The sequence below is a fragment of the Peptostreptococcus anaerobius 653-L genome (assembly GCF_000178095.1).
GTDB lineage: Bacteria > Bacillota > Clostridia > Peptostreptococcales > Peptostreptococcaceae > Peptostreptococcus > Peptostreptococcus anaerobius.
Genome location: NZ_ADJN01000059.1, coordinates 43,785 through 60,832, shown reverse-complemented (window position 1 = coordinate 60,832; position 17,048 = coordinate 43,785). Strand labels below are relative to the sequence as shown.

14 protein-coding genes are annotated in these 17,048 nt (G+C 37.3%); 8 read left to right on the top strand and 6 right to left on the bottom strand.

Annotation, left to right across the window (positions count from 1 at the left end; translation table 11 throughout):
- The first annotated feature begins 379 nt into the window (after nt 1–379).
- The 3 genes from proS to cydC all read left to right on the top strand — a co-directional run bounded on the left by proS (nt 380) and on the right by cydC (nt 5,603).
- Entirely contained in the window at nt 380–1,825 is a 1,446-nt protein-coding gene (proS, locus tag HMPREF0631_RS07555) for a proline--tRNA ligase (RefSeq protein WP_002844244.1), read from the top strand.
- A 306-nt stretch (nt 1,826–2,131) separates the two neighbouring features.
- Nucleotides 2,132–3,889 carry an ABC transporter ATP-binding protein/permease gene (locus HMPREF0631_RS07550; RefSeq protein WP_002844196.1) on the top strand — a complete coding sequence of 586 codons (1,758 nt, stop codon included), beginning with the start codon at nt 2,132–2,134 and terminating at the stop codon, nt 3,887–3,889.
- Entirely contained in the window at nt 3,882–5,603 is a 1,722-nt protein-coding gene (gene cydC, locus HMPREF0631_RS07545; RefSeq protein WP_002844237.1) for a thiol reductant ABC exporter subunit CydC, read from the top strand. The genes HMPREF0631_RS07550 and cydC overlap by 8 nt, the downstream gene beginning before the upstream one ends.
- Before the next feature lie 145 nt (nt 5,604–5,748).
- Here cydC and HMPREF0631_RS07540 read toward each other — a convergent pair whose 3' ends face one another.
- Nucleotides 5,749–6,498, bottom strand: coding sequence for a helix-turn-helix transcriptional regulator (locus HMPREF0631_RS07540; protein WP_002844205.1), 750 nt, complete (start codon nt 6,496–6,498; stop codon nt 5,749–5,751).
- Nucleotides 6,499–6,703: 205 nt separating this feature from the next.
- Between HMPREF0631_RS07540 and HMPREF0631_RS07535 the strand changes: the two genes are divergently transcribed.
- Nucleotides 6,704–7,252: a flavodoxin family protein gene (locus HMPREF0631_RS07535; protein WP_002844227.1), complete on the top strand. Its 549-nt coding sequence runs from the start codon at nt 6,704–6,706 to the stop codon at nt 7,250–7,252.
- A gap of 181 nt (nt 7,253–7,433) precedes the next feature.
- On the opposite strand, the gene ispF is transcribed toward HMPREF0631_RS07535, so the two are convergent.
- The 5 genes from ispF to HMPREF0631_RS07510 form a co-directional block, all read right to left on the bottom strand.
- Entirely contained in the window at nt 7,434–7,907 is a 474-nt protein-coding gene (ispF, locus tag HMPREF0631_RS07530; protein ID WP_002844192.1) for a 2-C-methyl-D-erythritol 2,4-cyclodiphosphate synthase, read from the bottom strand.
- Between the two features lie 19 nt (nt 7,908–7,926).
- Nucleotides 7,927–8,694 (bottom strand): IspD/TarI family cytidylyltransferase, encoded by a 768-nt coding sequence (locus HMPREF0631_RS07525; protein WP_002844206.1) that lies wholly within the window; start codon nt 8,692–8,694, stop codon nt 7,927–7,929.
- Between the two features lie 107 nt (nt 8,695–8,801).
- Entirely contained in the window at nt 8,802–9,374 is a 573-nt protein-coding gene (locus tag HMPREF0631_RS07520; protein WP_002844226.1) for a hypothetical protein, read from the bottom strand.
- Between the two features lie 13 nt (nt 9,375–9,387).
- A complete protein-coding gene (locus tag HMPREF0631_RS07515) occupies nt 9,388–10,830 on the bottom strand; it encodes an MDR family MFS transporter (RefSeq protein ID WP_002844236.1) in 1,443 nt (480 codons plus the stop codon).
- 14 nt (nt 10,831–10,844) lie between these two features.
- Nucleotides 10,845–12,071, bottom strand: coding sequence for an aminopeptidase (locus HMPREF0631_RS07510; protein WP_002844232.1), 1,227 nt, complete (start codon nt 12,069–12,071; stop codon nt 10,845–10,847).
- A 173-nt stretch (nt 12,072–12,244) separates the two neighbouring features.
- On the opposite strand from HMPREF0631_RS07510, the gene HMPREF0631_RS07505 reads away from it, so the two are divergent.
- The 4 genes from HMPREF0631_RS07505 to fusA all read left to right on the top strand — a co-directional run bounded on the left by HMPREF0631_RS07505 (nt 12,245) and on the right by fusA (nt 16,888).
- Nucleotides 12,245–13,459, top strand: a complete 1,215-nt coding sequence (locus HMPREF0631_RS07505; RefSeq protein WP_002844217.1) for a CapA family protein — start codon at nt 12,245–12,247, stop codon at nt 13,457–13,459.
- 276 nt (nt 13,460–13,735) lie between these two features.
- On the top strand, nt 13,736–14,158 hold the full coding sequence (gene rpsL, locus HMPREF0631_RS07500; protein ID WP_002844231.1) for a 30S ribosomal protein S12: 423 nt from the start codon (nt 13,736–13,738) through the stop codon (nt 14,156–14,158).
- A 158-nt stretch (nt 14,159–14,316) separates the two neighbouring features.
- A complete protein-coding gene (gene rpsG / locus HMPREF0631_RS07495; RefSeq protein WP_002844185.1) occupies nt 14,317–14,787 on the top strand; it encodes a 30S ribosomal protein S7 in 471 nt (156 codons plus the stop codon).
- Between the two features lie 34 nt (nt 14,788–14,821).
- Entirely contained in the window at nt 14,822–16,888 is a 2,067-nt protein-coding gene (gene fusA, locus HMPREF0631_RS07490) for an elongation factor G (protein ID WP_002844198.1), read from the top strand.
- The last annotated feature ends 160 nt before the right edge of the window (nt 16,889–17,048 follow it).

Below are 17,048 nucleotides of genomic sequence, written 5' to 3'. Positions count from 1 at the left end.
TGATTAAAAAAAGTATTTGACATTTTATTAAATATATTATATTATAATGTCATACCAAATAGAGGCAATTATAAAGGGATAGTAACTTGCAAAAGTTTACCAGAGAGGGACTGGGATATAAGGGTGTTTATGATACTTTTTATCCATGGTGTGAGGTCCTAGATTTGAGCTTGTGAACCAGCCTTTTAGCTTGGAGAGGTAACAATCTCCACGGTTTGAACCGTTATATTCTATCGAGGGAGTCAGGACAACCTGGCTAATAAGAGTGGTACCGCGGAAACTAACAGCCTTTCGTCTCTTTTTTAAGGAGATGAAGGGCTTTTTTATGTTCTTCAAGGCTGTTGCTGATAATTTTATTAAAATTTAGGAGGACGCTAATATGGCAAAGAAAGAAAATCAATTTGTTGAAGAAATCACTCCAATGGAAGATGATTTTGCCCAGTGGTATACAGATGTAATCACTAAGACTGACCTAGTAGACTATGCACCTATAAAAGGATTTATGGTAATCAAGCCTTACGGTTTTGCACTTTGGGAAAAGATTAGGGACTATGCAGATGGACTATTCAAGCAGACAGGACACAAGAATGTATACTTCCCACTATTGATACCAGAAAGTCTATTAAATAAAGAAGCTGAACACGTTGAAGGTTTTGCTCCAGAAGTTGCTTGGGTAACTCAGGGTGGTAATAAGGTTCTAGAAGAAAGACTAGCAGTAAGGCCTACTTCAGAAACTATAATATGTACTATGTACGCAAAATGGTTAAACTCATATAGACAGTTACCGTTCCTATACAACCAGTGGAACTCAGTTGTAAGATGGGAAAAGTCAACTAGACCATTCCTTAGAACATCTGAATTCTTATGGCAGGAAGGTCATACTCTACATGAGACAGAACAGGAAGCTATAGATGAAACATTACAGCAGTTAGCAGCTTACAAGTCTGTTGCAGAAGATCTAATGGCTATACCAGTAATAGACGGTAGAAAGTCTGAAAGTGAAAAGTTTGCAGGAGCATCTGCTACATATACAATAGAGGCTATGATGCATGATGGTAAGGCTCTTCAGTCTGGCACATCACACTTCCTAGGCCAACACTTTACAAAGGCCTTTGATATTACTTTCTCAGATAGAGAAGGAAAACTAGCAAACCCATACCATACTTCATGGGGAATATCAACTAGACTAATAGGTGGGCTAATCATGGTACACTCAGATAACAGGGGTCTAGTTCTTCCTCCAAAGATGGCACCAACTCAGGTAATCATAATACCTATAGCTGCCAACAAGGGTGGAGTAATGGAAGTAGTAGACAAGGTTGCAGCTGACTTAAAGGCCAAGGGAATATCTGTAGAAGTTGATGACAGAGACAACTACAGCCCAGGTTACAAGTTCAACGATGCTGAAATGAAGGGTATACCAGTAAGACTTGAAATTGGTCCAAAGGATATAGAAAAGAACCAGGCCCTGGCCTTTAGAAGAGATGAGCTTACTAAGTCTGAAATGTCACTTGACACAGTTGTTGATGATGTGGCAGCTTTACTAGATGAAATCCAGAAGAATATGCTTGAAAAGGCTAGAAAGTATAGGGACGAAAGAACTTATGTAGCCCACAATATGGATGAATTTGTAGACATCATAGAAAATAAGAAGGGCTTTGCTAAGGTAATGTGGAAGAACGATGCAGAAAACGAAGCAAAGATTAAGGAATTAACAGGAGCTACAATTAGAGTTATACCTTTTGCCCAGGAAGACCTAGGAGACAAGTGTTTCTACACAGGTGAAAAGGCAGATAATATGGTAATATTTGCAAAGGCATACTAAGATATAGCCTATATAAAAATTAATAATAGTGTTGAAAATGGTCACTCTTTAGGGGGTGGCCATTTTTGAGCATGATTAAGTTACAACTTAATTTTTAATGTCTTAATATAGTAGTTTCAATTTGTTTAGGATAAGTTTTTATATATTCACATATGTATTATTTAATATTGTTAACTGATAAAAGTTCTTATAAAATAATAATTGTACAGTATGAGCTGTGGCCTATTATGTCACAGTATATAATCTATCTTGTAAGTAGTCTTAGGCTCTTGACTTACATATAAATAAATTTTAGGAGGAAGTAAATTGATAGAGAAGAGTTTATTCGAATTTTGTGGTAAAACCAAAAAATATATCGTACAAGCAGTTCTTATAAATTGCATAAAATTGATGGCAAATATAGCCTTTTCAATTGCTTTTGCATCGCTTATGGCATACTTCATAACAGGAGATCTTATATATGATTTTAGATTAGTCAGTCTTGTGATTCTAGTATCGCTTTTATTTAGACAGCTATGTACTAGACTTGCTGCAAGAAAGAACCATATGGTAGTCCATGAGGTCAAGCATAGTCTAAGAAGGGCCATATATGAGAAGGTCTTGTCAATGGGTACACTATACCAGGAGAAGTTGACTACCCAAGAGATAGTCCATCTTGGAGTTGAAGGTGTAGAACAGTTGGAGAGTTATTTTGGTTTGTACCTAACACAGTTTTACTATAGTTTTGTATCTACATTTATATTATTCTTGGTAATGCTACCTATAAATATAAAAGTAGCCTTGGTGATGTTGGTACTTTCCCCTATGATACCACTCTTTTTACTTTTGATCTTGAAAATAGTAAAGAATGTACAGAAGAGGTATTGGTCGAAGTATGCGGATGTAGGTAACCTATTCCTTGATAGTCTACAGGGGCTTACTACCTTAAAGGTATTTAAGGCAGATGAGCATAGGGCAAGTGAGTTGGATGAAATGGCTGAAGGGTTTAGAAAACAGACCATGAAGGTATTATCAATGCAGTTGAATTCCATAATGTTTATAGACTGGATGGCCTATGGTGGAGCAGCAGCAGGGATTATTGTTGCGCTTAATGAGTATGCGGCAGGCAATATGGGAGTCTACGAAGTTACCCTAATAATGCTTCTAATAGCTGATTTTTTTGTTCCTATGAGACTTTTGACATCATATTTCCATATAGCCATGACAGGGGTTACTGCAAGTGAAAATATGTTGGATTTCTTGAACTCACCAAGCGATATTGTATATGGCCATGATGAGTACGAGGAAAATACTCCTATAAGGGTTAAAAATATGACCTATGCCTATGGTGATGGGACAATAGCCCTAAGAGATATAGACATGGTATTTGAACCAGGCAAGATGACAGCCCTTGTTGGTCCGTCTGGATGTGGTAAGTCTACATTAGCATCTGTAATTGCAGGTGAGTACCTACAGCCACAAAAAGCCGTTTATTATGGCAATAGTGAGGCCTATAGCCTAGCTAAGGGTCAAATAAACAAGAACATAATAAGGATAACACATGATGGGCATGTATTTGCAGGAACTGTCAGGTCGAACCTTCTTTTGGGAGATGAAAATGTGACAGAAGAGAGGATGATAGAGGTCCTAGAACAGGTGAGTTTATGGGATATATTCTCAAAGATGGATGGCCTAGATACACAAGTTCTATCACAAGGTAAGAACCTATCAGGAGGTCAGGCCCAGAGATTATCTCTTGCTCGTGCTCTACTATATGATGCTCAGGTATACATATTTGATGAAGCGACATCAAGTATAGATATAGAATCTGAGAATATAATTATTGACATAATAGAAAAAATATCTGCCTTTAAGACGGTAATTTATATTTCACATAGGCTACAGTCTGTTGTAAATTCAGACAAGATTTATGTTATGGAAGACGGAAGATTGGTTGAAGAAGGCAACCATAAGGAGCTTATGGAAAATAAGGGCCTATATGAACACCTATTTAGCCAACAGGAAGAATTGGAAAGGTATAGGAACCATAAGCTATCAAATAGAGGAGGTGTTTCTAATGAATAATAAAAATACGAATTCAGCAGATACAAGAAGGGGCACCCTAAGGATGATGCTAGAGATGGTTGGCCTAGTAGCCCCCTTAAAATTCCAGATGATGGGAGCAATCCTGCTTGGGGTTGTAGGTTTCTTACTGTCCTTTGGCTTGGGTATATTTGGTGGATATGCAGTAGTTAGCTTACTTCCTATACCAGTTGAAGGACTTGAGAATATACCATTTGGGGGACATGATTTTGCATGGTATATAAGGTCTCTTATAGTATGTGCAGTTCTAAGAGGGGTTCTTCACTATTTGGAGCAGTTCTTGAACCACTATATAGCTTTTAGGATATTGGCAGAGATAAGACATAAGGTATTTTCAGCCATGAGAAGACTTGCTCCCGCCAAGCTAGAGGGAGAAAACCAGGGTAAGTTGATATCTATAATAATGGGTGATATAGAGTTGTTGGAGGTATTCTATGCCCATACCATATCTCCAATACTTATAGCTGCTCTTACACTAGTGTGCCTATTTGTATTCTTTGTAAATATAAATATATATGTTGCCCTACTTGACTTGGCTTCAGCACTTGTAGTTGGTCTTGTAGTGCCGATTATAGCATCTGAGAAGAGTAAGACAGTTGGTGTAAAGATAAGAAGAGAACTAGGTCTACTAAATGGCAAGTTTCTAGACCAGTTAAGGGGCATCAGAGAAGTAATCCAGTATGACAAGGGTAATGTAGCTATAGACCAGCTGGCCGATACTACAGAGCAGATACTAAAGAACCAGGAAGACCTAAGGATGCAGGTAGCTGGTCTGCAATCTAACACAGATACTATAATAATAGTATTCTCAGTCCTTCAGGCTATACTTTGTATGAGTTTGGTATCAAAGGGTATACTAAGGCCAAGTGAAGCCTTTATAGCAGTTTTGACTCAGATATCTACTTTTGCACCCTTTATAGCCCTAGCAAACCTAGGTGTTACACTTACACAGACCTTTGCTTGTGGAGATAGGGTTCTTAGCCTGATAGAAGAAGAGCCTATAGTTGAAAGGCTAGTAGACGGAAAAGACGTAGAAATGAAGAACTTGAGTGCAGAGAATATAGGATTTAAGTATGAAGATGTCGATGTCCTAAAGGATGTTAACTTTGATCTTGAACTAGGGGAGACAGTTGGCATCATGGGCAAGAGTGGAAGTGGTAAGTCTACAATCCTAAAGTTGATAATGAGGTTTTGGGATCCACAAAAGGGATCGATATCTATTAATGGAGTCAATATAAAGGATATAAATACAGATTCTTTATATGAAAATATAGACTATATGACCCAGTCCACAATCCTATTTGCAGGAGACATAAGGGATAATTTGAGGGTTGCCAAGCTAGATGCAACAGATGAAGAAATATATGATGCCCTTAAGAAGGCCTCTATCTATGACCATGTTGCCAAGTTGGAGCATGGGCTTGATACTAGGGTATCAGACCTAGGTGACAATTTCTCAGGTGGAGAAAGGCAGAGGATTGGCCTAGCTAGGTGTTTTCTGACTGACTCTAAGTTATTGTTACTTGACGAGCCAACATCAAATCTCGATTCCCACAATGAGGCTGTAATACTAAAGTCTATGATGGATGGAATGAAGGAAAAGACCATAGTCTTGGTATCTCATAGGGAGTCTACACTTGGAGTTTGTGATAGGGTATACTCTTGCAAAAATGGGGAATTAAAACCTTTAATTTAACAAGTTAGTTGATTATTATTGGATAGATAAAATTGATTATTGTTGAATACATAAAAATTTAAAATGACAAAAATAGCCAACTCTATTATTTTTGAGCTGGCTATTTTTGTGGTTTGCTATTATCTATTTTACTAGATGACGAGTTCTATATTTTAATATGGTGGGGATGTCCCTTAGGCGGACCATCTTGCCCCGAGTCATCTCGATTAGACGACTTTCTAAATGATGAACTGCTTTTTCTGAATTTAGCAGGAGAAAGACCTATATGTTTTGAGAACACAGTAGAAAAATAAGTAGGATTTCTAAAACCACACTTATTGCTGATTGCTACGACTGATAGGTCTGTATTGATCAACAACTCTCTTGCATAGTTGAGTTTTCTATTTGTCACATAAATACTGAAGGTCTGACCCATTTTTTGCTTGAATATATGTGAAAGATAGCTCTTGTTTACGAACATCTCTTTGGCAGTTTCTTCCAGTGTGATTGAATTGTTTAGGTTGTTTTCTATGTACTCCAAAACATCCTTCAAAAATGAATTTATGACTATTATATTTTCTTTTAACATAACATTGTAGTAGTCATTTAAAATGTGTATAGCAGTATCCCTAAAATTACTCTTACTTATATGTTTATGCATCAGAAGAGTACACTGAAAATAGCACTTAAGTAAGGATTTTTCGTATTTGAACAGAACATAGTAGTATATTGCTGAATTTAAGCTATTCAAAAAAACCCTGTATGCGACCAGGTTGTTACTGTCTACCCAATCAAAAGTTATAACATCAAACTCTTTTGTTGCATAGTCTAGGTTGCCCCTTACCAAATACTCACAAAGCATCCTATAGTCTACATTCATATCAAAAGAATCCAATTGATCTAGCTGTTTGTCCATTTTTTGTTCACCCCCCTTTTACAATACATACCACTGATTGATTATCTATACATAATAATTATCACTTTGTATTGCATGATATTATTATATCATAATAAAAACAAAATATAATGGAAATTTTAATAAAGATACAAAAATTATATATTCATAAAGTATGATAATATAAACTGGTAAGATAATACAAAAAATATTAGGAGGATTAAATATGAAAGTAGCTGTGATATATAGTTCAATGACTGGTAATACTGAAAAATTGGCAAGGGGTATATTTGATAAAATACAAGGTCACGAAAAGGACCTATTTAACCTAAAGGACAAGCCAGATATTTCCGGGTATGACATAGTAGCATGCGGATTTTGGGTAGATAGGTCCACTGCCAACAAGGAGATGGGTGAATTTATATCAGGTATTAGGGACAAGAAGGTATTTTTATTTGGTACTATGGGTCACCTTCCAGATTCAGACCATGGAGAAAAATCTATGGCAAATGTAGTAGGTCTTGTTGATGATTCTTGTAAGATAATAGGTTATTTTATGGCTTGCGGTAAGATAAATATGAGGGTATTAGAGGGAATCAAGCATATGAAGGCTGAAACTATAGGTGAAAAAGCATTTAAGGCTCATATGCTAGATGAAAAGAACTTAATAGTTTATAAGATACTAGGTGACCATGTAAATGATGCTGATATAGACTATTGTTCAGCTAGACTAAATGAGAGAATATATATAGAAGAGTGTTTAGCCAAGTTATAAATCCAAGCTCGACTATATACTAGTTAAATAATAGACCTCCCCGAAGTTAAGGCTGAGTGTTAACGTTGGGGAGGTCTATTTTTATTTTGTGATTTTTAATTCTATTATTTTGTTTTATATTTTTGGCTAATAAACTCCATGTATGCTACTTGCCTCTAATACAGATATAAGTTTTATCAACTTATATTTCTTCTAACAGGCAAACGCACTGAGATGATATACCTAGTTTTTCACCTGTAAAGCCTAGTTTTTCTTCTGTAGTAGCTTTGACATTTATCCTTGACTTGTCAGTTTTAAGGACTCTTGCAAGGTTGTCTATCATTGATTCTAGGTGGGGAGCCATTTTTGGAGCCTGGGCTATAATCGTCGAGTCTATATTTCCTACCTTGTAGCCCATTTCTGTCATTTTGTCGTGGGCATAGGAAAGTAGATTTAGGCTATCTGCACCCTTGTATTTTGGGTCGGTATCTGGGAAGTGTCTCCCAAGATCTCCTATTGCAAGAGCTCCAAATATTGCATCTATTATAGCGTGTGTTAAAACATCTGCATCAGAATGTCCCAGTAGACCTGTTTCATGGTCTATTTTTACACCTCCTATAATCAGGTCCCTGTCATTTACCAGCCTATGAACGTCATATCCAATTCCTATTCTCATTAGTTACCTCCTCTTATAATTACTTATATTTTTGGGCTATGTAGTCTGCATAGCCTATGTCTTCTGGTGTTGTAATCTTTATATTGTCGTAGTTACCCTTTATGATTTTGACTGGGTGGCAGTAGGCCTCTACAATACTTGCATCATCGGTTACTGATAGCTTGTTTGTGTAGGCATTTTCATAGGCCCTAAGTAGTAGGTCAAAGTCAAATGTCTGTGGTGTCTGGGCACACCATAAGTACTTTCTATCAGGTGTATCTACTATATTGAGGTCCTTATCTGCTAGCTTTATAGTATCCTTTGCTGGGACTGCTAGACAGGTTGCCTTGTGGACTAGGGTCTCTTTTATACAAGTATCTATAGTAGACTCAGATACAAAAGGCCTAGCTCCATCGTGGACCAAGACTATGTGTATATCTTCATTGATACCTAGAGCTGGTTCTTTATCCGAACTTATTATTTGAGATTTTATACTCGGCCTATTATGACTTAGGTTATGGCCTAAGTCTTTTATATAGTTGAGGCAGTTAAATATAGAGTCCTGCCTTTCCTTACCTCCGTGTACTAGGTATATACCCTCAAATCCGTATTTATCCAGAAGGTACCTTACGTACTTTTCTTCATCTTCTTTGACTGCAAGGATAATTCTATCTATATTTTTGTGGTTATAGAATTTTTCTAGGCTATGGATTAGGATTGGCTTGTCATCTATCTTTAGAAATTGCTTGTTGGTGGAAGACTTCATTCTTTTTCCAGATCCTGCAGCCAATAGTATAAGGTCTATCATATATATCCTCCTAATATTCAATAAGAAGACTATAGATACTTGACTTTTTGCTAGATTAGCCAGTCTTTGATCGTATAGCCTTCTTAGTATAAATTCATAAGTCTTATCTATTTACTAGATTTTTTGCTAGATTTTTTATTTTGTCTTTTCTCTACGGCTGAATTTATTTCAGCAAGCCATTGGTCTGTCTTTCCAACTAGGACCTTGTGGCTGATACCCTTGTCTAAAAATATTTCTATTCCGTCATTTGTAAATGGTGTTGGCTTGAATCTCTCTATCTTAGAGACCTTAGAAAGGGGCATCCTAATAGCCTTTTTCTCTATTAGGTTTGGATCTGGAGTATTGGCGAATATTACAAACCTTGAATTTAGGTACAACCAACCCTTTGTCACATTTTTTTTATTGGCTACTATCATATCAGCCTGGGCGTCCATTATGAGGTCTCCCTCGTTATGGAGCTTTTTGGCAAATATCCTCATATTTGTAGTGTGTCTACCCCTTCTTGATGACATCATGCCTGTCAAAAAGAAGGTACCGCCCATAAGTATAAAGACGTATAAGAATTGTCCTATACCTTTTGCAAATCCATATTGGTAAAAGTGGGCTGAGTTGAGTATTAGTCCGAACAAAAGCCCTACTATACAAGAATTTCTAAGTTGTTTTAAAGTGTCTGTTCTCATATCATTCTCCTCTTTATTGCTTATCGCTATTTGCAAGTCTATTGGAAGTCAACATCAGCGAGCAAAGGATGCAGGCTATTGTTGCCACTAGACAAAGTATATATATTATATTGTATCCCTTAAATAGGGAATTTACTAGGTCTATTTTGTCAATACTTGTATTGGTAAGGAGACTGCTTGTGTCTACACTCATGCCCTTTTTCATAAAGTAATTGTTGACTGCTACATTTAGGCTAAGGCCAAAAGCACTTATTCCAAGTGTCTGGCCTAGGGTTCTCACAAGCATTACAGATCCAGAAGCCATACCCATATCATCCTTGTCTAGGGCTTCTTGGACAATAAATAGGAGCATATTAAAGCAACCGCCAAAACCAAGACCTACCAAAAATACGGCAAGGCCTATGTGTAGGAGTTCTGTATCAGGCTTCATGATAATTAGGGCAACTTGACCCAAGGCTAGTAGTGCTAGGCTGACTACCATAATGATTTTAGTTGTATACTTGTGTATGATCTTAGATAGTAAAAATGATGCCAGCACCCAGGCTCCTGACATAGGGACTATAGCCACTGTAGAATACATAGGTGGATAACCCGACACATTCTGCATAAACTGTGGATTATACACATCCATGGCAATAAGGACCATAGATGTCAAGAATGACATCACCATAATCAAGAATATATCCTTTGAAAATAGCTGTATAGGGAGAACAGGATGTTCTACATTTTTTTCTACCTTCTTGAATACAAGAGCTAGTATAAGTCCTATTAGAACAGGTATAAGTACCTGAGGATCACTTAGTGAGTGCTTTTCAAGAGCTGTCATAGCCTGTATCAGGGCAATTATAAATAGGGTAAGTATAACCAAGCCCTTGACATCTAGCTTTGAATCCGACCTTGTTTCTGATGCATGGTAGTTTTCCTTTATCAGGTACATACTTAAAAGACCGATTGGGATATTGATATAGAATATCCAATTCCACGTAAGCTTTAGTAGTATTGCACCACCTATAACTGGAGCTATAAGGCTAGCAAGACTCCATACTGTGGAATTGTAGCCCTGTATTTTGGCTCTTTCTTCCACAGCGAAGATATCACCTATAATAGCCATACTAAGAGTATTTATTGCACCAGATCCGATACCTTGGACACCTCTAGCTACAATCAGCATAAACATTGTTTTTGACATACCACAAAGTATAGAGCCTATCAAAAATATAAGTATGGATATCTGTAGGAGTTTTTTTCTACCATAGAGGTCGGATAGCTTGCCGAAGACTGCTGTTGCCACTGCTGAGGTCAACAGGTATATAGAAAATATATGACTGGCAAGGTTAAAACCATGCAAGTCCTTTACTATTGAGGGGATCGCTGTCGTTACAATTGTTATTTCAACCGCACTCATAAAAGAGCAGGCGAATATTGCAAAGGCGATCATTTTCTTACTTTTATTCATTATTTACCCCCCGATTAAAATGCCCAGTTGCCGTCTTTAAATATGGCAAACTCTGTTCCATCTTGCTTGATACCTACTATATCCATGTCCTTGTCGCCTATCATAAAGTCAACGTGAGTCATGCTTACATTCATTCCTATTTGGTCTTTTTCCTCTTCGCTAAATGAAGCTCCATTTTCTATACAAGAAGAATAGGCTGCACCTATTGCAAGGTGGCAAGATGCATTTTCGTCAAATAGGGTAGAGTAGAATATTATATTTCTATTTGATATAGGAGAATCATAAGGCACTAGGGCTATTTCACCCAACCTAAGTGATCCCTCATCTGTTTCAACTAGGTTTTTTAGGTTTTCCTTACCTATTTTGGCATCGTAGTCTACGATTTTACCTTCTTCAAACCTAATCCAAAATTCATCTATTAGGCTACCTGCATAGATAAGTGGTTTTGTAGAATATACGATACCGTCAACCTTGTACTTGTGTGGCATGCCGAACACTTCTTCTGTGGGAATATTTGGATTGAACATATTTTTCTTAGGATCAAATGATGCACCTGACTCCCAGATATGTCCCTCAGGTAGGCCTACTACTAGGTCTGTTTTTGATGATTTATACCTAAGTTCCTTGAAGTTCATCTCGTTTAAAAAGTCCCTCTTATCGTGGAGATTCTTGTTGTGTATAGCCCAATCGCCTATTGGGTCTTCTGATACCCTAGAGCAGTCTAGGATATTTTCCCAAAGCTCTCTTACAGCATACTCATCATCAAGGTCAGGGTGGATTCTCTTGGCCCACTTTAGGGATGGAACAGCTACTATTGACCACTTAACCTTGTCTGAAAGTGTATATGACCTCCATTCCTTTAGGAACTTGCCGGCGATTTTTTGAGACCTGGCTATCCTGTCTGGGTCAACACCTGCTAGTAGGTCTGGATCATCTGATATTATAGATAGGAAAGATCCACCTTCCTTGGCTATCTGAGTGTACTTGTCTGCCTGCCACTGAGGATATTCATCAAAAGCATCGTTTGGAGCACTCATATATTTTTCTCTTGTTATAACTCCGTCAGAATACTCAACGTATACTTGTTTGGCACCAGCCTTGTAGGCTTCTTTGACGCACCTTCTTGTGAAATCTATAGCTTCAACATCTGCTCTTATAAGCAGGTTTTCACCTGACTGTACGTTGATGCCGGTTTTTATAGCTAGTTCTGCGAATTTATCTATTCTAGTATTTAAAGTCATAAATACCTCCTTAAATGATTATAATTTTTACCTCCTATATATTATAGGCTAAAATCATGATTTTGCATACAAAAATTGGTTTTTATACATATTTAAATGCCTAAAGAGCTAGCAGGCATGATATACTGTTATTATGAAAGTTAGTATATCTATTAATTTATAAGGAGATTGGTATGAGACGTAGAAAAAAAGAGAGAATAATTATATCTGTATTTATTTTGATAAGTCTGCTTTTGTTTGGTCTTGTAATAGCCTTTAATAAGGTAAGGGAAAAGACTTATAATATGGCTGAAAACCAAGTTACTAGTCAGGTTACAGAAAAAAATACATATAAGGAAAAGAGTGAGGATACAGCTAAAAGGGTCAGTTTTGCAGGTGTTGGTGATAATTTGATCCATGACTCAATATACAATGCAGCTGACATGAGAAAGGGTGTATATGGAGATGGTCAGTATGATTTTGACAAGCTATATGAAAATATCAAGCCTAGTCTAGACAAGTATGACCTAAGATACATCAACCAAGAGTCTATAGTAGCTGGTGACCAATATGGAAAGAGCAATTATCCATTATTTAATACACCTCAGGCAATCATACCCTCTATAGAAAAGGCTGGATTTAATATTATAAATATGGCAAATAACCATTCACTAGATAGGGGAAGTCAGGGACTGGTAGATTCAATCAAGTTGTGGGATAAGACAGGACTTTGTCATATAGGGGCCTATGAGTCAGAAGAAAGCAGAAGAAAACCCGTAATAATAGAAAAGAAGGGCATCAAGATAGGTCTTATAGCATACACATATGGAACTAATGGTATGAGTCCAGATACTCCCTATAGGATTGGCTACTTAAATGAGAAGGACATAAGAAGTGATATTGCCAGACTGAGACGAGCTGGTGTTGATTTTATATTAGCATCTGCACATTGGGGACAGGAAGGGCAACTTGCCATAGATTCAGTTCAGATGAGATATGCTCAACTTTTTAATGATCTAGGTGTTGATGTTGTCCTAGGAACACACGCTCACAGAATTCAAAAAGTTGAGTGGAAGACCAATGATAAGGGCGAAAAGACCCTTATTTATTATGGAACAGGTAATTTTGTTGCCAATATGATAGGAGCTCATACTTATTTAGAGGGTATGGCAAGCTTTGACTTTGTGAAAAAGGGAAATGACAAGTACATAGATAATCCAAAGTTTATACCACTAGTATGTCACCTAGAGGCCAACCAGTATGGCTATGATGGTAGTGTATACAGGTTGGATGAGTATCCGGTCGAGTTAGCCAACAGACACCTTTATATGAGGGGAGCAGGAGCATATAATATTGAACTATATAAGAATAGTGTAAACAGTATTGTTCCTAAGGAATTTTTGGAATAATAGTTTGGTATAAAAGTAGCTTTCTAATACTGGCATGATTTAATTTGTTGTGGTAAAATCATAGAAAAATCGGTAAGTTATAGAAAATAAAATACATAAACTAGTTGACACACAATGTGTGAGATGGTAAACTTATAAGGTATGTAATCTACGGATTGCATACCTTTTTAGTGAATAACTAAAGCATCAATCAATTAATCAATCAATATGAAAATATTGATGGGGTTGGCGATCACTGATTAAGATCGAAAATTTTAAAAAAAGGAGGTGCAGTTGATGCCAACAATCAACCAATTAGTACGTAAAAGTAGAAAAGCAGTAGAAAAGAAATCTACAGCTCCAGCACTACAAAAGGGCTACAATTCTTTATACAAGAAGGCCACTGATATTAGTGCTCCACAGAAGAGAGGTGTTTGTACTTCTGTAAAGACAGTAACACCTAAGAAGCCTAACTCAGCGCTTAGAAAGGTTGCCAGAGTAAGACTTACAAACGGTATAGAAGTATCAGCTTATATTCCAGGTGAAGGACACAACCTTCAGGAACATAGTGTTGTTATGATCAGAGGAGGTAGAGTAAAGGACCTTCCTGGTGTTAGATACCATATCCTAAGAGGTACACTAGATACAGCAGGTGTTGACAAGAGAAGACAGTCAAGATCTAAGTACGGTGCTAAGAGACCAAAGGAAGCAAAGAAGTAAGAATTTAATTTAAAATTGTAAGGCTAGTAGCCTGAAAAGTTAGCTGGTTGACAGCAATTGATTATAGTTAGATGCTTTAAATATATATATTTATGGCATCACGGCAATAATTGTCGAGTACCTATGATTTAACTTTAATAATTAAGGAGGGAAGCGAAATGCCAAGAAAAGGTAATGTTCCAAAGAGAGAAATTTTACCAGATCCAATGTACGGAAGTAAGGTAGTAACAAAGTTAATAAACAATTTAATGTATGACGGAAAAAGAGGAAAATCACAGAGAATAGTATATGATGCATTTGCATTAATAGCGGAAAGAACTGGTGAGGACGCTCTAGAAGTATTCAGTAAGGCGATGGACAACATCATGCCTGTACTTGAAGTTAAGGCTAGAAGAGTCGGTGGTGCAAACTATCAGGTACCTATCGAAGTTAGAGCTGATAGAAGACAGACACTAGGACTAAGATGGTTAGTTAGATATACAAGAGCTAGAGGCGAAAAGGGAATGGTTGAGAAGCTTGCAAAGGAAATAATGGACGCAGCTAACAACACTGGAGCTTCAGTTAAAAAGAAAGAAGATACTCATAAGATGGCAGAAGCTAATAAGGCATTTGCTCACTATAGATGGTAAGCTTTTAACTTTCAATAAATGAAGGAGGAAAATAATGGCTAGACAGTTTCCATTGGAAAAAACTAGAAATATAGGAATCATGGCCCACATAGATGCAGGTAAGACAACAACTACTGAAAGAATTCTTTTCTATGCTGGTCGTACTCATAAAATAGGTGAAACTCATGACGGTGCATCTCAGATGGACTGGATGGATCAGGAAAAAGAAAGAGGTATCACAATTACTTCTGCGGCTACTACTTGTCAGTGGAATGGCCATAGAGTAAACATAATAGATACTCCAGGACACGTCGACTTCACAGTTGAAGTTGAAAGATCTCTTAGAGTTCTTGACGGTTCTGTTGCAGTTTTCTGTGCTAGATCAGGAGTTGAACCTCAGTCAGAAAATGTATGGAGACAGGCAGAAACTTACGGTGTTCCTAGAATAGCATTCGTAAACAAGATGGATAGACAGGGTGCTGACTTCCTAAATGTTGTTGAAATGATGAAGGAAAGACTAAAGGCTAATGCTGTTGCTATACAGTTACCAATAGGTGCAGAAGATAACTTCACAGGAATAGTTAACCTTATGACTATGAAGGCTCATATATACAAGAACGATGAAGGTACTGATATAGAAATAACTGATATACCAGCTGATATGGTAGATCAGGCTAATGAATATAGAGAAATCTTGGTTGAATCAGTTGCTGAAACTGACGAAGAACTAATGATGAAGTACCTAGAAGGTGAAGAAATAACAGAAGATGAATTAAAGGCAGGAATCAGAAAGGCTACAATAGCTTGTGAAATGAACCCAGTTCTATGCGGTACTGCATACAAGAACAAGGGTGTTCAGCTATTACTAGACGCTGTAATAGACTACCTACCAGCTCCTACAGATATAGAATCAATAAAGGGTGTTCTAGAAGATGGTGAAGAAAGTGAAAGACATGCATCAGATGATGAACCATTCTCAGCTCTTGCATTCAAGATCATGACTGACCCATTCGTTGGTAAGCTAGCATTCTTTAGAGTTTACTCAGGTAAGCTAGAATCTGGTTCTTATGTACTTAATGCTACAAAGAAGAAGAGAGAAAGAATTGGTCGTATCCTACAGATGCATGCCAATACAAGAGAAGAAATAAATGAAGTTTACGCAGGAGACATCGCTGCTGCAGTAGGTCTTAAGGATACTACTACAGGAGATTCACTTTGTGATCCAGCTAACCCAATAGTTCTTGAATCAATGGAATTCCCAGAACCAGTTATCTTCGTTGCTATTGAGCCATCATCAAAGGCAGCTCAGGAAAAGATGGGTGTAGCTCTTCAGAAGCTTGCAGAAGAAGACCCTACATTTACAGTTAGAACTGACGCTGAAACAGGACAGACAATAATCGGTGGTATGGGTGAGCTTCACCTAGAAATCATCGTTGACAGACTACTAAGAGAATTCAAGGTAGAAGCTAATGTTGGTGCTCCTCAGGTTGCATATAGAGAAACAATAACAGTTCCAGTAGACGTAGAATACAAGTATTCTAAGCAGTCAGGTGGTAGAGGTCAGTACGGTCACGTTAAGATCAGAGTTAACCCACTTGAACCAGGCGAAGGATATAAGTTCGAAAACAAGACTGTTGGTGGTTCAGTTCCTAAGGAATATGTTGGTCCAGTTGACCAGGGTATCCAGGGTGCTATGCAGTCAGGTATCGTAGCTGGTTATCCAGTAGTTGACGTCGGCGTTGAACTATATGATGGTTCTTACCACGAAGTCGATTCATCAGAAATGGCCTTCAAGATGGCAGCTTCTATGGCATTCAAGGATGCTATGAAGAAGGGTAACTCAGTTCTTCTTGAACCAGTATTCGCAGTTGAAGTTGTTACTCCAGAAGACTACATGGGTGATGTTATGGGTGACCTTAACTCAAGAAGAGGTATGATCCAGGGTATGGAAGCTAGAAACGGAGCACAGGTAATAAAGGCTCATGTTCCACTATCTGAAATGTTTGGATATTCAACAGACCTTAGATCTGCCACTCAGGGTAGAGCAACTTACACAATGATATTCAACCACTACTCACAGGTTCCAGCATCAGTTGCTAAGAAGCTAGTAGAAGGTAAGTAATATAAAAACAAGTATTCATTTTTGCAAAATTAGGTTGAGATTTTTCAACGAAACATTGAAATTTAAATGAAAAAGTGATATACTTATTAAAGATTTACAAGATTTTTGTAAAATAGGGGAACCTTGTGTTCCCCAGACAAAATAAACTATTATTTTTCTA

What these genes read in the sequence shown, in the direction of transcription:
- proS (WP_002844244.1), top strand. Translation starts at nt 380, where the DNA reads ATGGCAAAGAAAGAAAATCAATTTGTTGAAGAAATCACTCCAATGGAA.
- cydC (WP_002844237.1), top strand. Translation starts at nt 3,882, where the DNA reads ATGAATAATAAAAATACGAATTCAGCAGATACAAGAAGGGGCACCCTA.
- HMPREF0631_RS07540 (WP_002844205.1), bottom strand. Translation starts at nt 6,498, where the DNA reads ATGGACAAACAGCTAGATCAATTGGATTCTTTTGATATGAATGTAGAC.
- HMPREF0631_RS07535 (WP_002844227.1), top strand. Translation starts at nt 6,704, where the DNA reads ATGAAAGTAGCTGTGATATATAGTTCAATGACTGGTAATACTGAAAAA.
- ispF (WP_002844192.1), bottom strand. Translation starts at nt 7,907, where the DNA reads ATGAGAATAGGAATTGGATATGACGTTCATAGGCTGGTAAATGACAGG.
- HMPREF0631_RS07525 (WP_002844206.1), bottom strand. Translation starts at nt 8,694, where the DNA reads ATGATAGACCTTATACTATTGGCTGCAGGATCTGGAAAAAGAATGAAG.
- HMPREF0631_RS07520 (WP_002844226.1), bottom strand. Translation starts at nt 9,374, where the DNA reads ATGAGAACAGACACTTTAAAACAACTTAGAAATTCTTGTATAGTAGGG.
- HMPREF0631_RS07515 (WP_002844236.1), bottom strand. Translation starts at nt 10,830, where the DNA reads ATGAATAAAAGTAAGAAAATGATCGCCTTTGCAATATTCGCCTGCTCT.
- HMPREF0631_RS07510 (WP_002844232.1), bottom strand. Translation starts at nt 12,071, where the DNA reads ATGACTTTAAATACTAGAATAGATAAATTCGCAGAACTAGCTATAAAA.
- HMPREF0631_RS07505 (WP_002844217.1), top strand. Translation starts at nt 12,245, where the DNA reads ATGAGACGTAGAAAAAAAGAGAGAATAATTATATCTGTATTTATTTTG.
- rpsL (WP_002844231.1), top strand. Translation starts at nt 13,736, where the DNA reads ATGCCAACAATCAACCAATTAGTACGTAAAAGTAGAAAAGCAGTAGAA.
- rpsG (WP_002844185.1), top strand. Translation starts at nt 14,317, where the DNA reads ATGCCAAGAAAAGGTAATGTTCCAAAGAGAGAAATTTTACCAGATCCA.
- fusA (WP_002844198.1), top strand. Translation starts at nt 14,822, where the DNA reads ATGGCTAGACAGTTTCCATTGGAAAAAACTAGAAATATAGGAATCATG.